Consider the following 24970-nt stretch of genomic DNA (forward strand, 5'->3'; position numbering starts at 1 on the left):
TTCTTATAGATACCTGCTACTTCCCTGCTGCCGGGACGGCATCTGCGGGTTTTTCTGTGACCATGATGAAATTCCGGATCCGGCGCTGCCCGTGGTGGTCGAAGCGCTTGTTGTCGGTCGGGTAATTGACCACACCTTCCCCTTTGATCCATAGGGTGGTAGAGCCGCCACCGTCCAGGTTCAGGGCGTAGGCCGGGTTGAAATATTGCTGAATGAACTGCGTCAGTTCCTTAGCCGACATGCCCGCCGATTTGCCCGCATGGCGGCCATCCACCGTGATGAGCAGGACCCGGTTCTGATCCACGGTGGCGATGGCGGTGCGCGGGTGCCGTACGCCCTGGTGCCGGTCGGGGTGCTCGTAGTCAAGCTGGTCCAGGGGCTTGTCCTGCGGTTTGGCAAAGGTCTCACCTACCGGTTTGTACGCATAGATGAGCATGGGCGAACCCGAGATGATGTTGGCGTGCGGCATTTGGGTATAGGTGGCGTTGTCGCCGTAGGCAATGCCCATTTGCTTTTTCGCGCCATCGTAAAAGAATGCGCCTTCGTGTTTCCAGAAAAGCTTATGACCGGCCGGTACGGTCACCGACGTTTTGATCTCGTTATCCGCCTTGAAAAAAGACGAAGACTGCCCGTTCTCCACCAGCTCGTAGTAAGTGCCGTTGATAGCGACCAAAGCCTCTGTGTTCCTTTCCGCCACGGCCGACAGGGAATCCTCCGGAAACACGTTGCCCATCACCAGTTCATACTCGCCGGAAGCCAGGTTAACCTCCAGCACATGCACGATCTGTGCCGAGGCAAAGGGCTCGTGATAGCGGGCGTAGTTATACCTGACAAAGCCGGGTGAAAGGGTATCGATTTTCCAGCCGGCAGTGTCCTGGAGTACCGGTTGCACTTTAGGGGCAGCGCCCAGGCTGGTTTCGGGTTTGGTGGTCTGGCAGCCAGCCAGTATCCCTGCCGCAAGCGCCAGGAAGCTGAGTTTTTTAAGTGTCATATTAGGGAATTGAATGTGGTAAGGGAAGAAAAAAGAAAGGAGCGCCCGTATGGCTGACTCCTTCTTTCATCAATCAATCTACTGTAATCATGATGGTTAGTAGCCCTGGTTTTGCGTCAGCACGCCGTTCGACAGGTTGATCTGGTCACCGGGCAGGGGCAGCACGTACTGGTTGGCATTCTGGATATTAGGCAGGTCCAGCGCCTTGCCCGTGCGCACCAGGTCGAAGAACAGGAAACCTTCGCTGTAGAGTTCTCTTCTGCGCTCTTCCAGCACCGCGTTCAGGTAGGATTCCGGCGAGGCGAAATCGGCTACAGCATACTCCGCCACACCCCGGATCTTGCGAAGCGCATTCAGGTACACCAGGCCCTGCTCCATGGGCAGCCCTTCGGCGCTGATCAGGTACATTTCCGACAGGCGGCTCACGATCACCGGCTGCACGTCCCAGTACTTGATCACGATCACGTTATAGGTTTTGTCGGCATTGTAAATGGTGTCGATGTTCACCGCGCCGCGCACGTCGTCCGGCGTATAGAGCGACTCCAGCACCTGCGTAGAGGGCTGCACGAAGTAGGAACCGGCCCAGGCCGTGCCGTACGGCCAGAACAAGCTGGAGAAGCGCAGGTTGGTTTCCGTTTTGAGATTGGCGAAAGCGAAGAGCACCTCGCGGGAAGCCGCCGTGTTGCGGAAGATGCTGCCGTAATCGGCCACCAGGCCCAGGCCGCTGCCCTGGATCACGCTTTGCGCCAGCAGGGCTGCCTCCGCCTTGTTGCCGCGGGCCAGCAATACGCGTGCTTTCAGTGCCGTGGCTGCTTCCCTGGACACGCGCTTGTTGGTGGCTTCTTTCAGCGGCTTGGCCCCGGCGATGGCAAAATCCAGGTCCTGGATGATCTGCTCCCATACCTGGTCGGCGGAGTTGCGCGGCAGGTTTTCGGTGGTGTTTTCCACGATCAGCGGCACGCCGCCAAAAGCCGTTACCAGCTGGTAGTACAGGTAGGCCCTGAGGTAGCTGGCTTCCGCTTTCACCACGTTCACACTTCCCTGCGCCCCCAGCTTGTCGCAGGCCTGGATCACATTGTTGGCGCTGTAAATGGTCCGGTAGGTATTTTTCCAGAGCGAGGAGGAGTAGCTCAGTCCATCGTCCACCCCATTGCCGGTGATCAGGCGGCCGTAGGCACTGTTGTTGCCCGAAAGCGGCGTCCAGGTATAGTTGCCGCCTCGGATGTCGTTGATCAGGTAATTGTCCCGCTCGGGGGTGGCGGCGCGGTACAGGCCGTTGAGAAAGAAGCCGACATTGCTTTCGTTGATCTGGTCAGGCGATACGGCACTCTCCGGTGTCACATCCAGTTCTTTGCTGCAGGAGGCGAAAAGGACACTTGCGCCCAGGGCCAGGCTGCATGCTGCTAATCTATAGGTTCGAAACATGTTTTACGCTGTTTAAAATTAGAAACTTACATTGATACCCGCCATGAAGGCGCGTGGCTGTGGCGTCACCAGGTTGTCGATGCCGAAGGAACGGGCATCGAGTGAGCTGGAAGCCTCCGGGTCGTAGCCGCTGTAACCGGTGAAGGTGTAGAGGTTGGTCCCGGACAGGTACACCCGCGCCTGCTGGATGGCCAGCTTTTGCAGCATAGCGACCGGTAGCTTGTAGCCGATGGTCAGGTTCTTGATGCGCAGGTAAGAGGCGTCTTCCACAAAGTAGCTGCTGTTCTTCAGGTTGAAGGCGCTTTTGGTGGCACGCGGCACGTCGTTGCTGGTGCCCGGTCCGGTCCAGCGGTTCTCGTAGGTATCGCGCACCTGGTTGTAGTCGCGGCCCCCCATGTGGTCCAGGCCGGAACGCCAGGCAGCGGCAATCTCATTGCCGAGGGAGAAGGTGGCAAAAAGCGAGATGTCAAAGTTGCCGATCTCCACGTTGTTGGTCAGGCCGCCGTACAGGTCAGGCTGCGCGCTGCCGATCACCGACAGGTCAGCCGAGTTGATCAGGTTGTTGCCGTCCAGGTCCTCAAAGATCATGTCGCCCGGGCGTACTCCCTGCTTTTGCAAGGCTTCGGGGATTTCTTCGATGTGCTGGTAAATGCCCAGTTGCTTGTAGCCGTAGAACACACCCAGCGGCTGGCCCGGGATGATGGCGTTCCACCCCCCTACCTGGATCGGTTCGTTGCCGATCAGGCTGGTCACCTGGTTGCGGATGGAGGCCATGTTCAGGCTGGTGCTCCAGCGGATGCGGTCCTTTTCGATATTGACGCTGGTCAGGGAGAATTCATGCCCCTTGTTTTCCATGGAGCCGATGTTGGTGGTACGGTGCGTAAAGCCACTGGTCGCCAGTGTGGGCACGTTGTAGAGCAGGTCGTCCGTATTTTTAATGAAGTAGTCATAGGTGAACGCCAGTCGGCCGTTCAGGAACGAAAGGTCCAACCCATAGTTCGTCTGCCGGGTGGTCTCCCACTTCAGGTCCAGGTTGCCCAGCGAAGTAACCGACAGGCCGGTTTCGGCACCGTAGTTATACCCGCCGGAGGCCAGCGGCATGTAGCTGAAAATCCCGATCCCGTCCTGGTTGCCGGTCTTGCCCCAGCTGGCGCGCACCTTACCGAACTCCAGCCATTCGGCCGTCGGGAAGAAGTTCTCGCTCGTAAACACCCAGCCTGCCGACACAGAGGGGAAATAGGCGTAGCGGTTGTCTTTGTGGAACTTCGAAGAACCATCGTAGCGCAGCGAGGACGACAGGAAGTAACGTCCCTTGTAATCCAGCTGTACCCGCCCGAGGTAGGACTCCATGGCGTATTTGTTGGCGTCGCCGTCTGCCGTGGTGACCGTGGCCGAGGTGATGTGCCTGAAATCATCCGACGGAAACTCCGTACCCTGGGCATGGTTGAAGTCGTAGGCGTCCTGGTAATAGGTATAGCCCACCATGGCTTCCGTGTTCAGGTCTCCTCCCCAGTTCTGGAAGAAGGTCAGCGTGTTGTCGATGTTCTGCGACACGCGGTTGTTGCGTATATCGATCGTCAGGCCTCTGCCCGATGCATAAGGGTGCAGCCGGGTCTGGTGGCGGAAACCGCGGCCAAAGCGCAGCTCGGCATTGTAAGCAGAGCGCCAGGTAAAATACTTCAGGAAGTTGACGTTGCCGTACAGGTTGATGAGCGCCTGGTAGTTCTTGTCTTCGATCAGGTCGTTCTCCAGTACCTGTACGCCGTTGTGGCGCAGGATGTCCTTCCCGCCGATGTTGAAGGTGCCGTCGTCTTTGTAAATCCGGTCGTAGGGGCGCTGCTCGAGCGAGCGCTGGAATAGCGCCGTGCCCTGGTCACCGTTGGGCGCCGAGGAACTGTTGGTATAGTTACCGCCGAAACGAAGACCAAAGTTTAGAATTTTGTTTGGCGTAAAGTCGAGGTTCGTACGCACCGAATAGCGCTCCAGGGCGCTGTTCTTCAACAGGCCTTCCAGGTTCTGGTAACCTACCGAGGTATAATACTTCACGGAGTTGGCGGCGCCGCTGAATGAGAAATCTGTCTGGTGCGTGGCAGCGCCCTCATGGATGATCAGATCCTGCCAGTTCACGTCGTACGGATCAGCGGGCACGTTGCCCAGCACTTTGTTGATGTCGAGGTAACCGCTTTTGCCCGGGCTCAGGTTCAGGTCGCGGTTGTAGTTTTCCACCGATTCCTTCTGCAGGCTCATGTATTCCTGCGGGTTGAGCAGGTTCAGCTTTTTAGGCATGGTCTGTATACCGGATACCTGCGAAACGGTGATTTTCGGCTCGCCTTTGCGGCCCTGCTTGGTCGTGATCAGGATCACGCCATTCGCCGCGCGGCTACCGTAAATGGCGGCCGAAGCAGCGTCTTTCAGCACCTCAATCGACTCGATGTCGGAAGGGTTGATGAGTGAGAGCGGGTCCTGGATGAACTCGCCGGTATAGTTGTAGCTGGCGCGTGCTTTGGAAAGCGGGATGCCGTCTACCACGTACAGGGGCTCGTTGTCGCCGTTGATCGAGCTCACGCCCCGGATGTTCACGCGGGAAGCTCCTCCTGGCGTCCCATTGCTCACCGTCAGGTTCACGCCCGCTACCTGCCCCTGCAGCAACTGGTTGGCGCTCGGTACGTTGCGGTCGGCCACATCGGCGGGGTTTACGCTGGAGATGGCCGTCGTGATGTTGCGGCGCGTGTTCTGGCCGTAACCAATCACTACCACCTCATTGAGCTTCGACTCGGCCGCTTTCAGCTTTACCAGCAGGGATTCTTTCTCTCCCTCCTCCAGCCGATATCCAGTCAGTGTTTGAGGCTCAAAACCGATGTAACGGAAGGTGAAGGTATACGGGCCGCCAAGCGGTAATCTGCTGAAGGAAAACATACCTTCCGCATTGGAAGTGGTGCCACTGGTCTGGCCGGTGCTTTCGTTTTTGGCCAGCACCGACACGCCGATCAGCGCATCGCCGCCCGCATCCTGCACCACCCCTACTACCTGCTCGGGGGCACGTTGGCCGTAACCGCTGTGCCCCTGCAGGACGGCCAGCATGAAAAACAATAGGACTTTGGGCCAGATCGGCCTGCCTTTCCTGGTAAACTTAACGCTCATAGTGTATGTGTTTGGATATAGTTTTCCCTCTACGCCCTGTTGCCATGACGTTTCATCCGTCCATTGACGGAGCAATTGTTATGTTGCTGATTTATTTTTTGATGCGGTAGCTGTCCTGCTCTTTCTTCATTTTCAGCTCGTTGAGCACAGCAATGGTTTGCAGTACCTGCTCCAGCGAATCGTTGGTGCTGATCTTTCCGGTAAAACTGATCCGGGTCAAGTCGGCCTTCCGGTACCGGATGTCCTGCGCGTATAGCCTGGAAAGCGCGTCGAGCACGGCCGGCAAAGGCCGCTTGCTGAACTCGATGACGTTTCCGCTGATCGTCATACTGCCTTCTTCCATTTCAGGCTGTGGGGGCACGCGCTGCTGGCTTTGTTTCGGCGCAACGATGTTGCGCACCCGCCCTTCTGGGTTTTCTGTACTCAATTCGAGTTGCTGGCCCGGTGTCAGGTATACTGCTTTCCCCTTTTGCTGCAGCGCTTCGGAAGCCGCTTGTACGACCACCTTGCCGGTATAGAGTTGCACCAGTACCGGTTTGTTGCCGCCGGGCGCTTTTACTTTAAAAGAAGTCCCCAGCGCGGTGGTGGCCAGGCCGCCTGCCTGCACGGTGAAAGGTCGCTGGCTGTCTTTGGCTACGTTGAACACGGCTTCCCCTTGAAGGTATAGCATGCGCCGGTCGTCCTGCACAAAAGGCTGCGGATAGGTGATCTCTGCTCCGGGCAGCAGCTCCACTGCCGATCCGTCTTCCAGCAGAAAGGCCACCGACCGGAGGGATTTATTCACCTTCACGGCAAATACACCCTTTGTTATACCCCGTGTCGTCACTACTGAAGTTCCTGCATTGGCACGGTCTAGGTATAGCTGCCCGACCAGGAAAAGGCCCAGCACGATGGAAGCGGCTGCTGCCGTTATGCGCAGGTTCCAGTTGCTTTTGCCTGGCATCCCGACTTCACGCTGTATGTGCCGCAGCATCCGGTCCGAGGCTTTCTCTTTAAGCCACAGCCTGCTGTTGGTTTGCTCCCACTCCGATTCCGGCAGGTGTCGCTCCAGCGCAGCCGGGTTTTCTTCCAGGTACCGGGCTACTGTGCTGGCTTCGCTGGCACTGGCATTGTTTTGCAGAAATCGCGCAATCTGGCGTGGGTCCATTGGTAGTAGCTAAACACAGTGAATACGATTCTCGAACGCCTGTCCCCTGCTGGAAACAATTATTTAACATTCAGCCAAGCCAGCTCCACAGCATGACAGGGCTATACCGAAGGAGCAACTTCAGATGCTTGGTGGCTTTGGTGAGATGGTCTTCCACGGTTTTGGTGGAGATGGATAGTTCCTGGGCGATGTCCTGGTACGAGAGGCCCTGGAGACGACTGAGCTGGAAAACCTTTTTGCGGATTGGCGGCAGTTGTTCGATGGCAGCCTGAATGTCTTGCTGCAGGTAATAGGCGTATACCGTATTTTCGGTAGAAGCATGTTCTCCGGGCAGTTCGACGTGTTGCAGGGCCTCGCGCTCTGCGGCTTTTTTCCGCAGTGTGTCGATGAGCGTGGTGCGGGCGATCCGGAAGATCTGGGATGAAAGCGGCACCTCGTCAGACAAGCGGTCCAGGTGCCTCCACAGTTTGATGAAGGTGAGCTGCACGAGCTCCTCGGCCATGAACTCAGACTGGGCCTGTTTCCGGAAGTAGAAGTATAGTTTCTGGTGGTACTCGTAAAACAGTTTCTCAAAAGCGGCCTCATCCGGGCTGGGCCGTATGCTGAGCCGGTCGATACTTTCAGAAGTCATCACGCTGGTAACGTTTAATCCTGTACAAAGGAACCAACATTTCAGAAACGCGTGGGTTAAGTTTCTGTTAAATCAGTGGGGAAGCTCGAGCGAGGCGTTTTACCCGCTGGTCACAGCCAGCTGTCCTGCAGACCACTGACTCTGGTTTTTGCTTTGTCCAGCGGCTATCCCTTCTCCTTGTGAACAATTCAGCCTGACCTTCTCATCTGCAAAGGAGACCATTTCCTTACCCGCCCGACGCTCGCGGTCAGCATGCCTATCCACTGGGGTGCTCTTGGTAGCGGTACACATCATTCTACTCACATAGCTGCGCTTTATTAGCTTGCCCGATCACATGAAGGTAACTCCTGTCCTATAGCTGGGAGGATTATGTGCCATCTTACGTGATCTGACCATGTTCGGCAAGATGATACGCAACAACGGATTTTTCAATGGCAAACAGCTACTCCCATCCAAAGTAATCGATGACATCAAAGCCAGAGATAGTTAGCTTGCATTTGAAAAAGCGGGCTACACCAATTTGAAAGGCTGGAGCTATCGGAATATGTGGTGGATCACCTACACCAAACATGGTGCTTATTGCACCGCGGGGCTCACAGACAGGCACTATACATTGATTCCAAAGCGAAGAGGGTTACTGTAAGGCTTTCCTCACATCCGGTGGCGGGGGACCAGGCAAATGACGCCTACTTGTTGCCAGCATACAATGCGCTGGCAAAATATTCTATGGTTAAAAAACAGGACACAATGCAAGGTACATAGGACGATTGGTCATTTAGATCAATCATGCCCCGCAGACCTTGCCTAATATAATTAGCTTGCGTCACTAGCGACTGTGTCAGAAGCTGCGTCAGCTGTGGCCGGAAACCTCATAACTTCAACAGAAACCCACATTAAATCAGCGCATTAGAAGCATTTATACTTAATATTGGCAGGTGATATTTGCTTATGATTCCCGCCATTACGAATTCAGCAAAGGCCTTCAACAGCTTGTAAAGGACACTCTTATTAATAAACAACTGATGAAAACGTACAAAAGCTAGCTTAAGCTTCCTACTTAAAGCCGTCCAGTGACTACTATAAGAGTGTTTTACTTTATGTTTTAAGCACTTTTAATCCTGACCCCTCCAGTAGATTCTCTAAGAAAGTCTCTCGTTCTTCAACTATTTCTTCCTAAATTCATTCGCCTAAGTAAGAGTCTACCTCACTCCACACATAGTGCAGATAGTAGGAGTAGGTACTCCTGCTAGCAGGTAGTTGTATGGTACTTTAATGATGAAAGAAACCTTAAGGAATGGTAAGTAGATTAATAAGAAAGAACAAACTGATTCTACCTCTTACTCTGATAGCAGCAGCAAGTCAGGTATACGTCTTTGGGTTTGGAACAGGGGTGCTGATAAACGTCGTATTTCAGTTGGTGGTGTCTTACTTGCTGAGTTATGCTTTGACATTCTTAAAGCTCAAAAGTTACCAAGAAGATTTACATATGAAATCATGGAATGTAACATTCATATTTATCGCAATACTGGTATTGATAGCTTTCTTTGCTTTCCCCGATTTCGAAGGTTTTAAGTAGAGAAATTATCGGATGGGAAAGTATAAATACATAGTTGCTCTTTTTATAGTCTCAGCTGTTTTACAGATTATCCTTAAAGATTTAGAATGGGAAGCCTTGATTAGCAGTCTGGTATTTCTCCTGTTGCTATCATGTATAATTAGCTATGTTGCGACTCAATTTCACTTAAAGTATAATGAAAAAGCATCTCATGTGAAGTGGTGGTTTTATGTCTATACTCTAATGATATTGTTTGCAGCTATACCTTAAAAGAAAAGCACCATACAACAAAGTATAGCAGGTATGCTGCGGCTACGCCTTGCAATCAGCTATACCAGCACGTTAGCACATATAAGTAATGGATAATAAAGAGCTGATGAAAGATTGGGAGTCTGAAAAGCTATTCAGATTTTATATGCATGACCTCTCTGATAAGGGGTTAAACGAAGAAACAATAGCCTTCATGTCAACTGTCGGACTACCGACATCAGCTGCACCATTCTTATCATTTGCTGGTGACTCAGAAAAGGAATTAAGTAGCATCTTCGACACATTTGAGACGAGAGTGGATAGGCATAAATACTTTCTAAGTATAGGTTCTGACGGTGCTGGTGACCCTGTTTGCATAGACCTTCAGAATGAATGCCAGGTGGTGACATTGAATCATGAAGAAGACTTCGAGCCAACATTCATGAACTCTTCAGTTAGAGAATTATTTCAGTTTCTAACTCTATACAAAAGATTTGTCGGAGAAATCATTAGAGAGAATGGCGAAGACGCTTTTCTTGACGCAGACTTCACAGATAGCCAGTACGAAAAATTGAAGAAGGGTATGGAAGAAGTAGACAATAGAGCGCTTAGAACTAATACCTTTTGGGCGCAGGAGCTTGCTCAATTATTAGGGAATAGAGAATACTACCAGAATCAAAAATAAGAATTACAGGTGCTAACAAGGCACAGGCTCCATACTCGGCTGCGCCTCGTCCACAGCCTGTACAAGCCGATATGCTTAATGTGAATCAAGAATGAAAAGAAACTTAAACTTTAAGTTTGAAGGCTCCATGGAAGAAGCCATTCAAAAGGTAAAGGAGTACTTCGTAAGCCAAGGCTTTCAACTTTACAGAGGTTCCGAAAATTCATTGGTATTTAAAAGGGGCAGCACCCTTTTAAATATGGTTACATTCAATCCGCTCAAATGGAACAGCACCATCAGCGTGGAAATCACTGACTCTGAAATAAAAGCTTTGTTTGACATTGATACATCATTCCAGGCTGTGACATTGAAAGAAGAACAGCTTTGGGAGAGTTTTATAAATAACTTTAAAGAGTCCATACAGAGTAGCTTTGACTATTGCGCCATCAACAAAAAGCTTCTTAAAGAGACTAAAAACAATAGCTGGAAATATGTTAAAGCAGCCGTGATAGGTGGATTGGCAGCAGGCATACCAGGTGGAACCATAGCATATCTTACAGGTGCGGGTAGTGTGGTTGGAATTGCGACAGCTGGTGGTGCGATATCTTACATGATGCACCAGATAGAGCAAGATAAAAAGAAGAACAATGCCATATAACACTATACATAAATCAAGTTGCGGCTTTGCCTTGCTCGTTTTATGTACTAACCGTTATGTGCAATAAGGATATTATAAATTGATATTATGGGACATAAAAAAGTTTGTTTTAACTGTAGAAAGGCATTCAGCATTTATAAGAATCCCTCGGATGAAATAAACCTTACATGTCCAGAATGTGGAATTATTACAACATTAATTAATCACAAGTTTCGCCCCCCCAAGAGTAGTGACATTAAGAAATGGAAAGTGGCAGAGTATCTCAAGAACAGTGGCTGCTTCTTTCACCATGTTTATGAAAAGGTTGAAGATGGGAGTTATGTAGTTGTTCCCTATCCAGAAAATATGTCAGAAGCAGAAGAATTTGTACGAAAGTATAAACAGAACTTAAGCCCATACTAAGTATGAATTATATTGCTCTAAAAACCATCATTAAGAATAAATAGGCTGATTGGGTGTTCCAGCTTATTTAGCTTAATGAGGTATGCGCTAAATAAGTAGAAGCAGAACAAATACAATTAACCCAACTTATAAGTCATGCTTCGGCTAAGCCTCACACACCTTATCAGGCCTATCCGTTACTTGGTATATAACTAAAGATATCCCAAATGAAACAAGCTATACTCTCGTTCTTTGTGGCTTTTCTTTCCTGTGCAGCTCAAGGACAAAACTTACAGAATACTGCTGTTCATATCAGGGAAGTACATCAAATACCTGCTTTAGCCTACGCTGTAGTTACTCCTGATTCAGTATTGGAGCTCGATGTGATTGGATACAACAGAGCTGGTGCGGTTGATGAAGCTAATCCAGTCGCAATCTCGGATTACTTTCATATTGGTTCCAATACTAAAGCTATTACTGGGTTTGTAGCTGCCTATTTAGTGGAAAATGGTAAAATAGAATGGGCGACCAAGTTCTTCGATTTGTTTCCAGAATGGAAGAAAGTCAGTAACCCCGCCTTCCATGACATTAGCTGACCTCCTCTCCCACAGAACCGGGATTAGGCCTTATACGAGTGGCCCTGAATATCGGCAATTACCACACTTCAGTGGGACCAAGTCTGAGCAAAGAAAGCAATTCATTAGGCATGTCCTGCAGGAAGAACCAAGCAAGAACAAAGGTAAAGCCTATGACTACTCAAACGCAGGCTACAGCGCTGCCGCTCTTATGCTTGAAGAAGTTACGCATCAGTCATGGGAACAACTCGTTGATGGAATACTGAGCGAAAAGCTGCAGTTAAGCTATAGGTTTGGCTGGCCCAATAGGTATGATAGCAAACAGCCTTGGGGGCATTGGATTGATAGGGACACACTGGTCGCCTTATCCCCGTCGGCTGGCTATAATTTGAGACTTGGGGAGCCCGCAGGGGATATCAGCATGCCACTAGTTGACTATGCCAGGTTCATACAGTTAAACCTGCAGGGGCTGACCGGCAGAAATAATATACTGAAAGCGGATACGTACGAATTCCTGCATTATGGAATGCAAGACTACTCAATTGGTTGGGGAAATGTGAAGACTGAGAAAAGGCAGTTGTCAGAACAAGTGGGATCTGCGGGAACGTTCTATTGCTATGCCCTTCTTGATAAAAATAAGAAGCTAGGATACATTGTCATTTGCAACAGTGCGGCAGCTAAAGCTGTGGAAGGAGCGCTATTGCTTAGAGACAAAATGATAGCAGACTACGGGAAACGAACTCAGAAACTCTGAATAGCTGGTGACGAATGCTTTAATTACACAAATATAATATACAGGTAACACAGTACAGGCTTAAGCTTTGGCAAACGCCTCGCCTTAGCCTGCACAAGTTCGTTATAGAAAATATAAAATGACCTACGCTCCAGTAATAAGCTCAATTCTTTCACCAGCGTATCTGGCAGAATTAGTCATTCAGCTCTATGGTTTCGACGGAAAATCAACTTGCCGAATATTAAAAACTGGTATCAACCACAGTTACTTGATAGCCACTCATGACAAAAAGTATGTACTCAGAGTATACTATTATGATTGGCGAAAAGAAAGTGAGATAAATGAAGAATTACAGCTCTTAGACTATCTGAGAGACAATGGTATGTTGGTGTCATACCCCATAAAGGATTGTAACGGAAAATACATCAACCGAATACCAGCTTTGGAAGGCGAGCGATTTGCCGTCTTATTTTCATTTGCTGAAGGTGAGTCTATTAGAACTCCATCAGAAGGTGTTATTTATAGTCTGGGTGTCACCATGGCAAAAATGCACCAACTGACAATTAATAAAAGTGTTAAAAGAAAGGATTACGACGCAAATACGCTTGTTAGTTGGGCATATCAGTCTGCAAAGGAACATTTTACAGAACCTTCCATTGAGATGGAGTATTTCCAACGAGCGAATTCTATAATTTCTTCTGAATTTAGAAATGCTGACACCGCTAACTTAAGGTACGGCATAGTGCATCTTGACCTTTGGTATGAGAATATGAAAGTCAAGAACGAATCTCAAATCACGGTTTTTGACTTTGATAACTGTGGGAACGGGTGGTTGTTCTTAGATATGGCATTTAGCCTTATGACTCTCTACAGGAATGAGCCCAATAAGGAAAATTTTGAATCAAAAAAGGATAGCTTTTATCAAGGCTATGAGTCAATTACATCTATCTCGGAAGAAGAAAAAAGGCTGATCCCCTATGGTGGTTTGGCAATTTGGCTACATTATACTGGAATTCACATTCAACGGTTTGATGACTTCTCGAACCAGTTTCTAAGTCAAGAGTTCCTGAAATTCTGGATTCAATCCGTCAACAGGTGGATGGAATACAATGGAATAAAAATACACTGTCTCTAAACCGGTACAGGCTCCTTATTCGGCTTCGTCTCTTTCTCAGCCGGTAGCGATCCGGATTGTTTTCTTGTTGGTTTCAGTGCTCAGGACCTGGATTGAGGCTATGGGGGTGCTCTCAAATAACGGTAGCAGCGACGCAAACATGGAGGTGCGGCCCTATGCCGCGTGTAGTATAGCTTTTGCTTTCTCGTCCAGGGCTGCGTCATTTTGCGGGGCGATCTGCTGCATGACGTACAACCCGTATTGATCACATACTTCAAGCAGTCTGGTATAGACCAACCTGGTTCAACTCGTTGTTAAGTCCATATAAAAAGCACAAAGGTGGCGCGCAGACAGCCGTACAACTGCCGGTGCGCCACCTTTGGTCCCTGGGTAAAGCAAGTATTAGTAGCCAGGGTTCTGGTCTTCCGGCCCCAAATCCGGATCTGCCAGCATCTCGCTGTTCGGGATTGGGAAAAGGAATTTGTTCGCGTTGGTTATACCCAGCACAACCTCTGCCCTGTTGGTGCGAATCAGGTCGAACCAGCGGTGTCCCTCAAACGCCAGCTCTACCTTGCGCTCCTGCTCCACAGCCAGCAGGGCTGCCTGCAGATCGAGCGTCACGAGCGGCTGTACCTCCGCACGTTTGCGTACCTCGTTCAGATCGGCCAAACCGCCTGTCAGGTTATGTTGCTGCAGCCTGGCTTCGGCCCGGATGAGGTACTGTTCGGCAATGCGGAGGATAAAGGCCCCATCTTCACCCGTAGCAATCTTGGTATACTTCTGCCCGTACACCAGCTCGTTGCCGTTGTTGGTCTGCGTACCGATCAGGGCACTTCTGGTACCACCAATCGCCGGGTTGCGCAGGTCCTGCGTGATGGAGGCAGACGGTTTCCACTCGTAGCGGCCGCCTTTGCTGCTGGTCATCCAGTAGTTGGCGTGGGAGTTGCGGTCGGCGTTGTCGTAGACCAGCTCCAGGATGCTTTCCTCGGTCTGCTTACCAGTATAGAAAGCGCTGTAAGGCGTTACCAGTTTTGCCTTGCCGCTGTTGATCACCAACGTCGCGTACTCCTCGGCTTTTTGCCAGTTCTGCTGATACAGGTATAGCCGGGCTTTCAGTGCCCATACCGCTTCTTTGGAAGCCCGGGTACGCGCCGTGAGCGACGGCAACAGGAGCTCCGCCTGCTCCAGGTCGGCCAGTACTTGGGCATAGGTCTGCTCTAGCGTGTCACGTTTGATGCCGCTGCCACTGTTTTTGTCTACCGTAGGCTGCAGCACCAGTGGCACTCCGCCCCAGGCGCGGCCCAGGTCGAAGTAGGAAAGCGCGCGCAGGAAATAAGCCTGCCCCAGGATCGACTGCCGCTGCGCCTCTGTCAGGTTGCGGTCCTGTATGCCCGGCACTTTGTCGATGAGGTTGTTGGCCACATTCACCACCCGGTAGATCTGGCTCCAGACGGATTTGATGGAGCTGTTCTCGGCAGGTATGGCGTTCAGGTCAAACTGCTGGTACAAGTTGTAGGAACCGGACCAGTCCACCTCGTCGGCTGACAGGTACGCCAGTGCCGGATATTCAAAGCCATAGTAGCTGTTGCTCTGCAGTTCGCTGTAGGCGCCCAGCAGGGCGGCCTCTGCCCCGCGTTTGTCAGTGATGGCCTGCTCCGAGGAAATGTCGAGGCGTGGCTCCGGATCCAGGATGTTGTCGCAGCTGGAGAGGGATACCACAAGCGCCAGCGCCAGTACTTTATAGTTAGAGGGTATATGCTTCATGATGATCAGATTTTAAAAAGTTACATTAAGACCTGCCTGGAAGGATCTGGGTTGTGGCACCACCGCATGGTCAATGCCGCGCACATTCTGGTTGTTGCCGGCCACGTTCACTTCCGGATCCAGGCCGCTGTAGTTGGTCAGCGTCCAAAGGTTGGTGCCGGACACGTACAGGCGTAGGTTGGAGACTTTGTACTTGCTCAGCACTTCCGCAGGCAAGGTATAGCCCAGCGTCACCAAGCGCAGGCGCAGGAAAGAACCGTCCTCGATGTAGCGGCTGCTCGGCAGGCTGTAGTTGTTGCCGGTACGGGTCATGCGGGGCACATCGGTCACATCACCCGGCTGCTGCCATCTGTCCAGCTGGCCCGGCAGGTAGGTGATAGAGCCGTTGCGGGTACCGCCGTGCTCCATAAAGAAGCGGTTCAGGTTCAGGATGTCGTTGCCGGACTCGAAGTAGAACAGGGCACACAGGTCAAAGCGCTTGTAGTTAACCTGGTTGTTCAGACCACCGAAGAAATCAGGGGCAGCATTCGCCACGATCTGGCGGTCGGCCACGGTGATCGACCCGTTCTGGTCCACGTCGTCATACACGGCGTCGCCCGTCTGCGGATCCACGTACAGCTGCTTGTATACCCAGAAGGCATATACTGAGCCGCCCTCTTCCATGCGGATCCAGTCGCGGGAGTGCTGGTTGATCGGGATAGGCAGCTTCTCGATCCTGTTCACGTTGCGGGCCACATTCAGGCTGGTCGTCCAGGAGAAGTCATCACGCGCGATGTTGGTAGACGAAATGTTGAGCTCCGCCCCTTTGTTGCTGATCTCGCCCAAGTTCTCAAACACACTGGTAAAACCTGTCTTGGCCGCTACCGGCACTTCCAGCAACAGGTCTTTGGTATACTTGTTATAGTAGTTGGCTTCCAGCTTCAGGCGGTTCTGCAGCAGGCCCAGGTCCAGGCCCACGTTCCACTGGCGCGTAGTTTCCCACTTCAGGTCCGGGTTGGCCAGCTGCTGATGGCTGATGCCCGGCAGGCCGTCGTAGTTGCGGCCCGCTCTCCACAAACCCAGGGAAGCAAAGTCATTGATGCCGTTCTGGTTACCGGTCAGTCCGATGTTGGCGCGCAGCTTGATCAGGTCGAAGGGCAGGTCCTGGGCAAAGGCTTCTTCCGAAACGATCCAGGAAGCACCCAGGGATGGGAAGACACCCCAGCGGTTGGCGGCCCCGAAGCGCGAGGAGGCGTCGGCGCGCATGCTACCGTCCACGCTATACCTGTCTTTGAAGGTATAGCCGGCGCGGGAGAAGAAAGAGATCAGGCCGTTCTGGCTGGAGTTGGTCGAGCCGGTCTGCAGCGAAGAAGAGGCGATCTCCTGGAAGTTATCGCTTGGGAAGTTGCGGCCGGACAGCGACAGGGTGTTATACCTGGTCTGCTGCACCGTGTTCCCCAGGAGCACGTTCAGGAAGTGGTCGTTGCCGAAGCGCTTGTTGTAGGTCAGCAACTGCTCGTTAAGCAGGGTCACCAGGCGGGTGTCGACGCGGCTGGTGTTACCGGCTGGCAAACCCACACTGATCTGCGTGTTGTTGTATACCTTGTCAGAGTAGTTGTTGTAGTCCAGGCTCCAGCTCGACTTGAAAGTCAGGCCATCCAGCACCTCGTACTCGCCGTACAGGTTGGAGATTAGGCGGCTGCTTTCGCCCTTGATGTTCAGGTTGTTGATCAGGGCCAGGTGGTTGTCGAAGATGGAGTGACGGGCATAGCTACCGTCTTCGTTGAACACCGGCAGGTAGGTCGGCACATACAGGGCCGAGTTGATCACGCCCTGGGCGCTGTCGTCGTTGCGGCTCTGGTTGCGCTTGCTGTACGACACGGTGGTGCTGGTCCCGATCGTCAGGCGATTGTTGACCAGGTGATCGTAGTTAAAACGGCCGCTGAAGCGTTCAAAGGCAGCCGGCTTTACGATGCCTTCCTGCTTAAAGTAGCCGCCACCCAGGAAAAAGCGGTTGGATTCGCCACCACCGGAAGCCGACAAGTCATAGCTCTGCGTCAGTGCTGTACGGAACACGTCCGGGATACGGGAATAGGTTGTCTGTTCACTTGGCAGACCCAGGCCACCCTCACTTTTCGGGCGGAAAGGCACCAGGGCCGGATTGCCACCGTCGTTGCGGTAGGTTTCGTTGATGAGTTCCGCCTCCTGCTGCGCATTCACCGTTTCGTAAATCTTCGGGGCCTTCGCTATACCTGCGTACGTCTGGAAATTGATCCGGGTGCCGGCATTGGTTTTGCCGCGCTTGGTGGTGATCAGCACCACCCCGTTGGCACCGCGCGCACCATAAATAGCCGTGGCATTCGCGTCTTTCAGGATTTCGATGCTTTCAATGTCCGCCGGGTTCAGGTCCGCCAGCGGGTTGGTGGTTTGACCGCCCAGGCTGAGGCCGGAGAGAGATTGGTTGTTGATGAACACGCCGTCCACCACGTAGAGCGGCTCGTTGCTCGCGTTGATGGAGGTGTTGCCCCGGATGCGCACAAAGATACCGCCACCTGGTGTACCGCTGGCCGAGGAGATCTGCACGCCAGAAGCCTTGCCCTGCAGCAATTGGTCCGGCGACGGGGCCGGTATACCTTTCAGCTCCTCCGGGTTCACTGACGTCACCGCGCTCGACACCGCCTTCTGCGATTGCGTGCCGTAGCCTACCACCACCACTTCGTTCAGGGCCTTGGTATCTTCCTGCAGGCTAACAGTTACCGACTCGCCTGCCACTTTTATTTCGCGCGGGGTATAGCCCAGGCTCGAAATCACGAGCGTCTGTCCCTGCTCCACCGGCAGGTTGAAGCTACCGTCTATACCTGTCACGGTGCCTTTATCGGAGCCTTTAATTTGCACGCGTGCCCCTATCAGCGGCTCACCTGTTTTGGCGTCTTTCACGACACCCTTTGTTAGGGCGTCCTGTGCTATAGCCGCAATACCTGAAACCAGTACCAGCCCTAGGGACGCGACAAGCCGCACAAATATATTTGAGAAGTTATTTTGCATTTTATCTTTAATTAATGGATAAAGTATTCCCACCCTACAATTTTATCAATTGCAGCCACAGGATAAATCAAGAAGAATTATATCAGATTAGTACAAGGCGTAGTGCTAACAACAGCAGCTACGCATGCGCATTCGCATACAGGCGGGCATAGGGGTATTGGCGGGCAACTTCTGTTGCGCCCGGTTCGGAAAGGATGCCACATGGTGACGCAGCACAGGCTGGGGTATAGGATTTCCCATGATCTGGATTGTAAGAATAAAAAAAGATGAATCAGGCCCAGGTATACAATTGGCCACTACACCGTGGTGGTGCAGGCCTGGTAAAACCTGAAAAAAGGTGGATTAGCAGCAACAGCAGCAACAGCACACACGCGCAGCGGGCGCTGCAACAGGTAGTAAGGCCGTCGGTTTAAACGCTGAAGTGATGTAATGTGTGTTCATGTGTTTCAATTTATATGTCCCAAAACTGGGCAGGAAGTAGCACCTTTTCAGTCTGCGCTGATGGTTGCTAGAGGATCATGGAGCCTGCTCTCTCACCTCTTCTTTATAAATCTTCGATAAAGATGCTGCAAAGGTAATGGCAGGCACGCGAGTATTGCAAATTTTAGAAGAAATAATTTCTGAAAATATCCAAAGAGGGGCATTCCCGATTCTCCAGAACTCAACTTACCTAAATACAATATCAAAAATCAATAACATCGTATCAGCAGGTTAGTGCTGAATACCAGCTGCAAACGATGGCTGTTGGCAACTGGCCAGACGACTCCTGCGTCCAGTGCGGGGAGGCGTGCGGTAAGGCTCTTTAAATTTCTATCCCGGGTAAGGGAACAGTGCACTGCTGCACCAGAGGGTGGGAGATGCATACAATGGCAGCATCCCGATGCTGCTTCAGCACCCACAAGTGTCGGCCTTTCTTTTTGTCGATCCGGCCGAAAACCCACCGGGGGGCCACGCTCCGGGCTACCTCGCCTTCGAGGTGGCCTTTCAGTTGTTTCGTTTCCGGAAATAGGCTTATCTGCATTCCTTTGGTTAACATGAACTGTTGAAGAGCAAGCAGGAACTCCTGGGATTGGCCTTGTCACACACCATCATGCCAAACCACAGTACAGCTGATTCCTTCAATCAAATATAGGCAAGTTTCTATATAAGACCTAGCCCTTCTCGCTGATTCTTTTCACGAGTTCGGCCGGCGCGCTACGGTAAAATTTCGCCACGCCACGGACATCCAGTGTACCCTGCCTGACCTAAAAAACTGTGAATCAGCTTGTATTCCTCCCCGGAGGAGAAGCCGGCAAAGCACCTTAGATCAGAACTTTTAAATTAGACGGGCAGTATATAGGCACTGTCTAATACCAAACTGAAAACAGACGTTCATGCCCCTCTGCGCTTTCCGCCCCTGGTACCATTGCTGCCTCCTGCTGTCCGCTGTTGCAACGCTTGCGCTGCAGACAGCTGCCTTCAGCCAGTCGGACCCCACGTCAAAGGTAAGAATCATGCCACTTGGTGATTCTAACACCGAAGGCGTGAGGAGCATTGAGGTGGCCCCTGAAGACAGGGTCGCCTATCGTGCCAGGCTGGAGGAGCTCCTGGATGCCTCTCCTTGGAAAGGGCAGTACGAGTTTGTGGGGAGTGAGCGCGGGGGCAGCGCCCATATGCTTGACACCAGGCACGCGGGATTCGGCGGGGCCCGGGACGAGGACATCGCCACGCTCCTGCAGGAAGGGGAATTTGAATTCTATAATAGCGGCAACTACCGTGGCCCGGGGGGAGGCCCCTACCTGGACAGGTATGCCCCGGATGTCATCCTGCTGCACATCGGCACCAACTGGATTGACGCCAGTCCGGAGGCGGTGCGGGATGTGGCCGCCATCCTCGACCAGGTAGACCTATATGAACAAAGGGTCGGCAGGGAAGTGCCGGTCATCTTAGCAAAAATAATACTTACAGACGGACGGGACCCCGCCGTAGACGCCGCTACCAGGACGTATAACGCCCACGTGGAGGCGATGGTCGAAGAAAGGCTGGCAACCGGGGACAAGATTACCTTGGTGGACATGCAGGATGACGCCGGGCTGGTGTACAGGCCGGAAGGGGACGGAGGTGACATGGCCGACCAGCTGCACCCGAATCAGCAGGGGTACCGCAAGATGGCCCAGGTATGGTACGAGGCACTCGCTCCGATCGTCCCCCTGCCCGTCGAGCTGACCTCCTTCAGGGCCAACCTTGCGAAGACGGAGGTGCTCCTGGAGTGGGCGACGGCCTCGGAACTGGACAATGCCTATTTCCAGGTGGAGCGCATGCAACAGGGGCAGCCTTTTTCCCCCATCGGGAAGGTGGAGGGAGCCGGCACCAGCAGCCTGACCCACCGCTACACCTACCGGGATGCAAGCGCCCCGGCAGGTGTGCTGTACTACCGCCTCCGGCAGGTCGACACAGACGGCTCCTATGCCTACTCCCGGGTGGTGACTGTCCATCGCGCGGTCCCCACAGACTTCAACGTGAGGCTCCACCCTACCCTGTCGGATGGCAGCCCACAGGCCGTGCACATCAGTGCTACCGGTTTTGCCCCTTCGGCTTTGGTCGATGTGACCCTGCGGGACGCGATGGGCCGGAGGCTCCATCACCAGGTGCTGCAGGCACGGGCGCAGGGAGAGCTGAACGATGAGGTGCGACTGCCCCTGGTCCTTTCCAGCGGGCTCTACTTCTGGGAAGTCAGCGCTTTAACTAAAAGCCATACCCTAAAGCTGCTGGTCAGATAGCCCCGGCGGGTGCAGCCTGATCGGCCTGCATCCATGAAACGGGCACCGGCTGCGGTGGCAAACCGCTACTGCAGCGCGGTCCGGATCAATCCTTCGATCTTCTTTTGGTCGTATTCCCCCTGGTAGAGGACCCTGCCTGCTTTGTCCAGCAGGACGATTGCCGGGAAGTAACCGACCCCGTAGGCCTCAGACACGCCCTTCCCCTTGAACACTGACTTGTAGTGGGGCCTGTTCTTTTTATAGAAGCTGTTGATCCCCTCCTCCGTATCGTGGGCATTCACGCCCAAGACCACGACCTGCTCGTGGGCAAATCGCTTTACCAGGGAATTTAAGGCCGGAACCACCGAAATGCAATAGCCGCAGTTTTTGGTCCAGAACTCCAGCAGCACGACCTTTCCGCGCAGTTGCTGCAGCTGCACGGCTTCCGGGCTTCCGTACAGCGGCAATTGCCAGTCCGGCGCCGCCGTGTGTTCCTGCAGCGGCTGCAGCGCTTTCTTTTGGGTCAGCTTGTATTGATCGGCATAGCTGGAGTAATACCAGGACAGCTCGGAAGGTGATGCCGCATCCGGCATAATCCGGCTGAAGGCCGTCAGCATAAAGTCTTGGTTCTGGTCGTTGCGCTGCAGGATCTGCACGGGCAGGTAGCTCTCTTTCTCCACTGTGATCTCATAGCTGACCTTCCGGTCTGTTCCCAGCTCCGAAAAACCTCCCAGGCGGTCGATCACTCTCCTGTCCAGCGTCAGCCGGATCACATAGCACTCCCGCTTGTCCATCGTGGTGTCTGCGATGCTTTTCCCGATGGTTTTGTCAGCGATCAGGGCGGGAATCGCTTTCCTTAAGGTCACCAGTGAATTGTAGAAAGCCGTGATCCCGGCAAAATACTGAAATTCCGGACTGGTGTTGAGGCGCATGGTTTTTTGATCCTGATCCAGCACAAAGCTCTCCGTTCCGTTGTACACGAACTTCATGTTGTCATGTTCCACCTGGTACCGGAACCCGATCAGGGTGTCGGATGGGGTGAACTCCAGGTACGCGCTGCCGGGAAGGGCGCGGTGGTAGTCCTCTGAGGCGTAATTCAGCTCCAGCCGGTAGGCATACTGCAGGCTTCTCATGCCGGCCAGTTTTTCATAGACAGCCGACAGCACCCGGTCTGCGGTGGGGTTGTCGGCTCCTTGCCCCAAGACGGGGTGCAACCCTGACAAAATGGAGAGAAAGAAGCAGCCGGACAGGATAAGCTTCGCCTGAAGTGTTCGCATGGCTTTCAAGGATTTGTTTCGTTCAACCATCTTTTCGTGCTGCCTTCCCTGTCTGCTCCATCCTCAAAGCCGTTGTCGGGTGACAGCCCCATCGCAGCCTGTTTTACTTCCTTTGAATTTTTACAAGGACACCCGTTGCCACACGCTCTAACAGAAAAACAGGCTCAGCATCCAGCTGCTAACCTAGGAAATTGCCGTGGCTATTCTTGATTTTTTAACATACTTTAACTTTTACATTATAAGAAGCAGGCTTTGGATACGTATTGACTATGCGCCTGCCTGCACGAAAGCCATTTTAAAACGGATTAGCGTTACCATTCCGTGGGGGAGCCCACCACCTGGCTTTGCTCCATGCCTGCGTATACAGTGGCATGTAAATAGCTGCTGTATTCAGCCCCAGTGTAGTAACCGGTTATGGTTCGGCCTTTCGGAGAAATCGTCTGCTTGGTGAGCGGGCCAACGTTTTGCTCACCTTAGGAGTTATAAGCATCATACACGTTCCAGGCCCACAGGATGAACGGGATAATGAAAGTCCACCAGAAAAAGAAGGTCAGGATACCGCCAAAGACCCAGATGAAGATGCCTTTGAGGTGCCCTTTGATGAGCTGACCAAGACCGGGGATAAAGAAGGAGATCAGTGCCGGGAAACTGTGCGTTTGCTTTGACATGGTATCGCTAGTAGTTTATGAATGTTAGACAGGGATAATCAGGTATAGACATGACAATAATGAATTTTACAACAAGATAGGAAAATTAGTATACTTAGTGTAGGTTTAAACTTAGGTATAGCCTATACCTGCTGCCACTAGCGAGGATCTACCTTAATGGTCCAATTAACACTTGCTAGCCTATCTTTAATTTTCTTCAGCGTAATGAAAACAGCTTGTTCATCGGGCAAGCTACCATAAACCAGGTTTTTGAATTCCCCAATGTAAACAACTTTCAATTCATTCCAGACTGAATCAATCTCTTTAAAGATTATTGCTTCGGCCGGTTTATTATTGAGCCATAGGTTATTGTTTTTGAAGCTAGCTACATCATCTTTTGCCACTTTCAATAACATATCATCAAAAGCTGAAGAATCCAGAAATTCAGCGAATTCCTTTTGCTGTAAAAGCTGATGCAAGTCATAGGTATGCCTGACTTTTTTTCTTAAATCCTCTAGCGGGTTGTCGCTGTAGGAAAAGCGGACCAAGCTCATAATCTTCTCACAGATAGTTCTGACAGGCTCCAACACAACCAAATTAAATGGCAGCAATCCGTTTGCTGCTGCCATATCTGGCTGTCCGCTGTTAAGCATCATATTCCCGACATTACCTTCGAAGCTTTTGCCATAACTATGCGCTGTTTTGCGGCTCATGCCCATTTTGCGGGTAACACCTTCTATGGCTACCTCGGGCAATCCCACCTCAATGGCTTTACTGACAGCCTTCAGCTTTGACTTCAACTTGGCTGGTGTTTCACCTTCCCTTTTCAATAGTACCAAATCGATGTCTTCTGAAAACCGCTCAATCATTTGGTAGCATTTTGATAAAGCTGTCCCTCCTTTAAAAACAGTATCTTTCCCAATCTCACTGCTGAAAATGGTGAACAGCGCAAAAGTTACCCAATAATCCTTCTCCACATAAACAGTGGGTATCTGCATTTAGTCGGCCGTAAACTGAACCGCCTGCCTGAAAAGTGTCTTATCTTGATGCAACTTCATACGATACTCCATTTATCGGAGGCGCCTAGTACGTTTGCAACGCCAGTCAATTTATATTTTGTGATAGGGTTTAATGATTTATAGAGTGGTGTTGCAATAGCCTTTTCTTCTATCTGATCCAGCAAAGCACCTAGTAGAGCTCTGGTAGCCGGCGGATATTTTAGAGCCAGCCTAACCATTGTGTTTTTATCCTCTATTGACAAGCCTTCTATAAGAACCAGAAGCCTTTTACAAGCTTCGGCAGTACTTGAATCGGGAATTTTCTTGATGTAGCGAATAGCATCAAGTATCTGGAGCAAGGGAATGTTCTCTTTGGTGATGGTATTCTTTTGCCTTATAAAGGAGATGGTATACCTTCCTCTCTTGAAAGCGGGCCGCACGTCGTTTTTCCCGATCTGGATGGTGTTGCTTACCTGGGTAGAAAGACCAAACTGGTTATAAACACTATACCCTGTCAGGTAGCCAGTAACTTTCCCGTCATCTTCTAGGAGGTCTTTTACTACCTGTGCTTCTCTGGGCTGCAGTTCTCCGAACGGTGTCTGTTCAGGCTTATAATATTTCCCTTTGCTCAGCTTGGCTATTCTGCCAGCTCCTGCCATCCTATTAAGTGCTTTTATGACTGCCTCTTTCTTATTCACCTGTGTTATTAAATCAGCATAGGTGAACACATATCCTTTTGGGAGCCTACCTATTGCAGATGCTATGTAATCAGTTATTTTCATAGGTATACCTTATAAAAAAAAGCACAGTTGGCTACAGAATGAACTGGTTGATACCTTATCTTAAGGTATACCTCAACATTTTGGCAGGTATACCTTGAGAACAGTTAAACCAATAATGTAAATAGGTATAAAGGTATAGATATAGCAAAGGTTTGATGGCAAATTCTCTAACATTTCGTCTCAAGTAACACCTGCTTAGACTTCCCTAAGGAGAAAAAAATATCTCAGCTAGATAATGGAAACTACAAACCATAAACTTTTAACTATCATTCTATTTTCTACAAAATCATCATTTTATCCACAACATTGATTTATAACACTCAACGAACCATTATATATTACTATATTTACTTTAAATCAACTAATATCACATCCTTATAAACTGGGTCTACCTACTAAAAAGGCATACTTCTTAAAGCTGAGACAAGAGCTAAGCCTGCGAAGGATGCTTACACCTTAGATTGGGTTTCTAAAGA

19 protein-coding genes and 1 riboswitch are annotated in these 24970 nt (G+C 51.4%); of the genes, 8 read left to right on the forward strand and 11 right to left on the reverse strand.

The genetic code is table 11. From position 1 onward, the window contains the following. Positions 1-16: 16 nt before the first annotated feature. From B0B12_RS16810 to B0B12_RS16830, 5 genes are all read right to left on the reverse strand, one after another. Positions 17-991 carry a phosphodiester glycosidase family protein gene (locus B0B12_RS16810; protein ID WP_083704264.1) on the reverse strand — a complete coding sequence of 325 codons (975 nt, stop codon included), beginning with the start codon at positions 989-991 and terminating at the stop codon, positions 17-19. A 96-nt stretch (positions 992-1087) separates the two neighbouring features. Continuing rightward, positions 1088-2416 carry a RagB/SusD family nutrient uptake outer membrane protein gene (locus B0B12_RS16815; protein WP_076671203.1) on the reverse strand — a complete coding sequence of 443 codons (1329 nt, stop codon included), beginning with the start codon at positions 2414-2416 and terminating at the stop codon, positions 1088-1090. Between the two features lie 18 nt (positions 2417-2434). Then, the gene (locus B0B12_RS16820; RefSeq protein WP_083704265.1) at positions 2435-5557 is read right to left on the reverse strand and encodes a SusC/RagA family TonB-linked outer membrane protein; all 3123 of its coding nucleotides are present in this window, start codon (positions 5555-5557) and stop codon (positions 2435-2437) included. A 91-nt stretch (positions 5558-5648) separates the two neighbouring features. Beyond that, positions 5649-6704, reverse strand: a complete 1056-nt coding sequence (locus B0B12_RS16825; RefSeq protein WP_076671207.1) for a FecR family protein — start codon at positions 6702-6704, stop codon at positions 5649-5651. Positions 6705-6774: 70 nt separating this feature from the next. After that, positions 6775-7335: an RNA polymerase sigma factor gene (locus tag B0B12_RS16830; RefSeq protein ID WP_076671209.1), complete on the reverse strand. Its 561-nt coding sequence runs from the start codon at positions 7333-7335 to the stop codon at positions 6775-6777. Between the two features lie 1913 nt (positions 7336-9248). Between B0B12_RS16830 and B0B12_RS16850 the strand changes: the two genes are divergently transcribed. From B0B12_RS16850 to B0B12_RS16870, 6 genes are all read left to right on the forward strand, one after another. Further along, a complete protein-coding gene (locus B0B12_RS16850; RefSeq protein WP_076671219.1) occupies positions 9249-9824 on the forward strand; it encodes an SUKH-4 family immunity protein in 576 nt (191 codons plus the stop codon). A gap of 91 nt (positions 9825-9915) precedes the next feature. Beyond that, entirely contained in the window at positions 9916-10461 is a 546-nt protein-coding gene (locus B0B12_RS16855) for a hypothetical protein (protein ID WP_076671222.1), read from the forward strand. 87 nt (positions 10462-10548) lie between these two features. Next, the gene (locus B0B12_RS20420; RefSeq protein WP_076671225.1) at positions 10549-10863 is read left to right on the forward strand and encodes a hypothetical protein; all 315 of its coding nucleotides are present in this window, start codon (positions 10549-10551) and stop codon (positions 10861-10863) included. Positions 10864-11069: 206 nt separating this feature from the next. After that, positions 11070-11438 carry a serine hydrolase gene (locus B0B12_RS20710; RefSeq protein ID WP_212564619.1) on the forward strand — a complete coding sequence of 123 codons (369 nt, stop codon included), beginning with the start codon at positions 11070-11072 and terminating at the stop codon, positions 11436-11438. Continuing rightward, complete coding sequence (locus B0B12_RS16865) at positions 11425-12171, forward strand: serine hydrolase domain-containing protein (protein ID WP_212564620.1); 747 nt, start codon at positions 11425-11427, stop codon at positions 12169-12171. The genes B0B12_RS20710 and B0B12_RS16865 overlap by 14 nt, the downstream gene beginning before the upstream one ends. Positions 12172-12289: 118 nt before the next feature. After that, a complete protein-coding gene (locus B0B12_RS16870) occupies positions 12290-13285 on the forward strand; it encodes a phosphotransferase (protein ID WP_076671227.1) in 996 nt (331 codons plus the stop codon). 381 nt (positions 13286-13666) lie between these two features. Here B0B12_RS16870 and B0B12_RS16875 read toward each other — a convergent pair whose 3' ends face one another. Both B0B12_RS16875 and B0B12_RS16880 read right to left on the reverse strand, forming a co-directional pair. Beyond that, positions 13667-15028 carry a RagB/SusD family nutrient uptake outer membrane protein gene (locus B0B12_RS16875; RefSeq protein WP_076671230.1) on the reverse strand — a complete coding sequence of 454 codons (1362 nt, stop codon included), beginning with the start codon at positions 15026-15028 and terminating at the stop codon, positions 13667-13669. Positions 15029-15040: 12 nt separating this feature from the next. Further along, a complete protein-coding gene (locus B0B12_RS16880; protein ID WP_076671232.1) occupies positions 15041-18052 on the reverse strand; it encodes a SusC/RagA family TonB-linked outer membrane protein in 3012 nt (1003 codons plus the stop codon). Between the two features lie 448 nt (positions 18053-18500). Then, a riboswitch (SAM riboswitch) is annotated at positions 18501-18605 on the reverse strand. A gap of 297 nt (positions 18606-18902) precedes the next feature. Between B0B12_RS16880 and B0B12_RS20425 the strand changes: the two genes are divergently transcribed. Together B0B12_RS20425 and B0B12_RS16890 are read left to right on the forward strand one after the other, a co-directional pair. After that, entirely contained in the window at positions 18903-19061 is a 159-nt protein-coding gene (locus B0B12_RS20425) for a hypothetical protein (protein ID WP_170871898.1), read from the forward strand. Positions 19062-19545: 484 nt separating this feature from the next. After that, positions 19546-20811 (forward strand): GDSL-type esterase/lipase family protein, encoded by a 1266-nt coding sequence (locus B0B12_RS16890; RefSeq protein ID WP_170871899.1) that lies wholly within the window; start codon positions 19546-19548, stop codon positions 20809-20811. 65 nt (positions 20812-20876) lie between these two features. On the opposite strand, the gene B0B12_RS16895 is transcribed toward B0B12_RS16890, so the two are convergent. From B0B12_RS16895 to B0B12_RS16910, 4 genes are all read right to left on the reverse strand, one after another. Continuing rightward, positions 20877-22067 carry a TlpA family protein disulfide reductase gene (locus tag B0B12_RS16895; protein ID WP_170871900.1) on the reverse strand — a complete coding sequence of 397 codons (1191 nt, stop codon included), beginning with the start codon at positions 22065-22067 and terminating at the stop codon, positions 20877-20879. Positions 22068-22540: 473 nt separating this feature from the next. Continuing rightward, positions 22541-22735, reverse strand: a complete 195-nt coding sequence (locus B0B12_RS16900) for a hypothetical protein (protein WP_076671243.1) — start codon at positions 22733-22735, stop codon at positions 22541-22543. 137 nt (positions 22736-22872) lie between these two features. Further along, positions 22873-23691, reverse strand: a complete 819-nt coding sequence (locus tag B0B12_RS16905) for a nucleotidyl transferase AbiEii/AbiGii toxin family protein (RefSeq protein ID WP_244554743.1) — start codon at positions 23689-23691, stop codon at positions 22873-22875. Between the two features lie 77 nt (positions 23692-23768). After that, complete coding sequence (locus B0B12_RS16910) at positions 23769-24494, reverse strand: DUF6088 family protein (RefSeq protein ID WP_076671246.1); 726 nt, start codon at positions 24492-24494, stop codon at positions 23769-23771. Positions 24495-24970: the final 476 nt, after the last annotated feature.

It is taken from the genome of Pontibacter indicus (assembly GCF_900156345.1).
Classification (GTDB): domain Bacteria; phylum Bacteroidota; class Bacteroidia; order Cytophagales; family Hymenobacteraceae; genus Pontibacter; species Pontibacter indicus.

Coding starts and splice junctions, on each gene's coding strand:
- B0B12_RS16900 (WP_076671243.1), bottom strand. CDS start 22,735: ATGTCAAAGCAAACGCACAGTTTCCCGGCACTGATCTCCTTCTTTATC.
- B0B12_RS16870 (WP_076671227.1), top strand. CDS start 12,290: ATGACCTACGCTCCAGTAATAAGCTCAATTCTTTCACCAGCGTATCTG.
- B0B12_RS16810 (WP_083704264.1), bottom strand. CDS start 991: ATGACACTTAAAAAACTCAGCTTCCTGGCGCTTGCGGCAGGGATACTG.
- B0B12_RS16910 (WP_076671246.1), bottom strand. CDS start 24,494: ATGAAAATAACTGATTACATAGCATCTGCAATAGGTAGGCTCCCAAAA.
- B0B12_RS16875 (WP_076671230.1), bottom strand. CDS start 15,028: ATGAAGCATATACCCTCTAACTATAAAGTACTGGCGCTGGCGCTTGTG.
- B0B12_RS16830 (WP_076671209.1), bottom strand. CDS start 7,335: ATGACTTCTGAAAGTATCGACCGGCTCAGCATACGGCCCAGCCCGGAT.
- B0B12_RS16850 (WP_076671219.1), top strand. CDS start 9,249: ATGGATAATAAAGAGCTGATGAAAGATTGGGAGTCTGAAAAGCTATTC.
- B0B12_RS16880 (WP_076671232.1), bottom strand. CDS start 18,052: ATGCAAAATAACTTCTCAAATATATTTGTGCGGCTTGTCGCGTCCCTA.
- B0B12_RS16820 (WP_083704265.1), bottom strand. CDS start 5,557: ATGAGCGTTAAGTTTACCAGGAAAGGCAGGCCGATCTGGCCCAAAGTC.
- B0B12_RS16825 (WP_076671207.1), bottom strand. CDS start 6,704: ATGGACCCACGCCAGATTGCGCGATTTCTGCAAAACAATGCCAGTGCC.
- B0B12_RS16865 (WP_212564620.1), top strand. CDS start 11,425: ATGACATTAGCTGACCTCCTCTCCCACAGAACCGGGATTAGGCCTTAT.
- B0B12_RS16855 (WP_076671222.1), top strand. CDS start 9,916: ATGAAAAGAAACTTAAACTTTAAGTTTGAAGGCTCCATGGAAGAAGCC.
- B0B12_RS16890 (WP_170871899.1), top strand. CDS start 19,546: ATGCCACTTGGTGATTCTAACACCGAAGGCGTGAGGAGCATTGAGGTG.
- B0B12_RS20420 (WP_076671225.1), top strand. CDS start 10,549: ATGGGACATAAAAAAGTTTGTTTTAACTGTAGAAAGGCATTCAGCATT.
- B0B12_RS16815 (WP_076671203.1), bottom strand. CDS start 2,416: ATGTTTCGAACCTATAGATTAGCAGCATGCAGCCTGGCCCTGGGCGCA.
- B0B12_RS20710 (WP_212564619.1), top strand. CDS start 11,070: ATGAAACAAGCTATACTCTCGTTCTTTGTGGCTTTTCTTTCCTGTGCA.
- B0B12_RS16895 (WP_170871900.1), bottom strand. CDS start 22,067: ATGCGAACACTTCAGGCGAAGCTTATCCTGTCCGGCTGCTTCTTTCTC.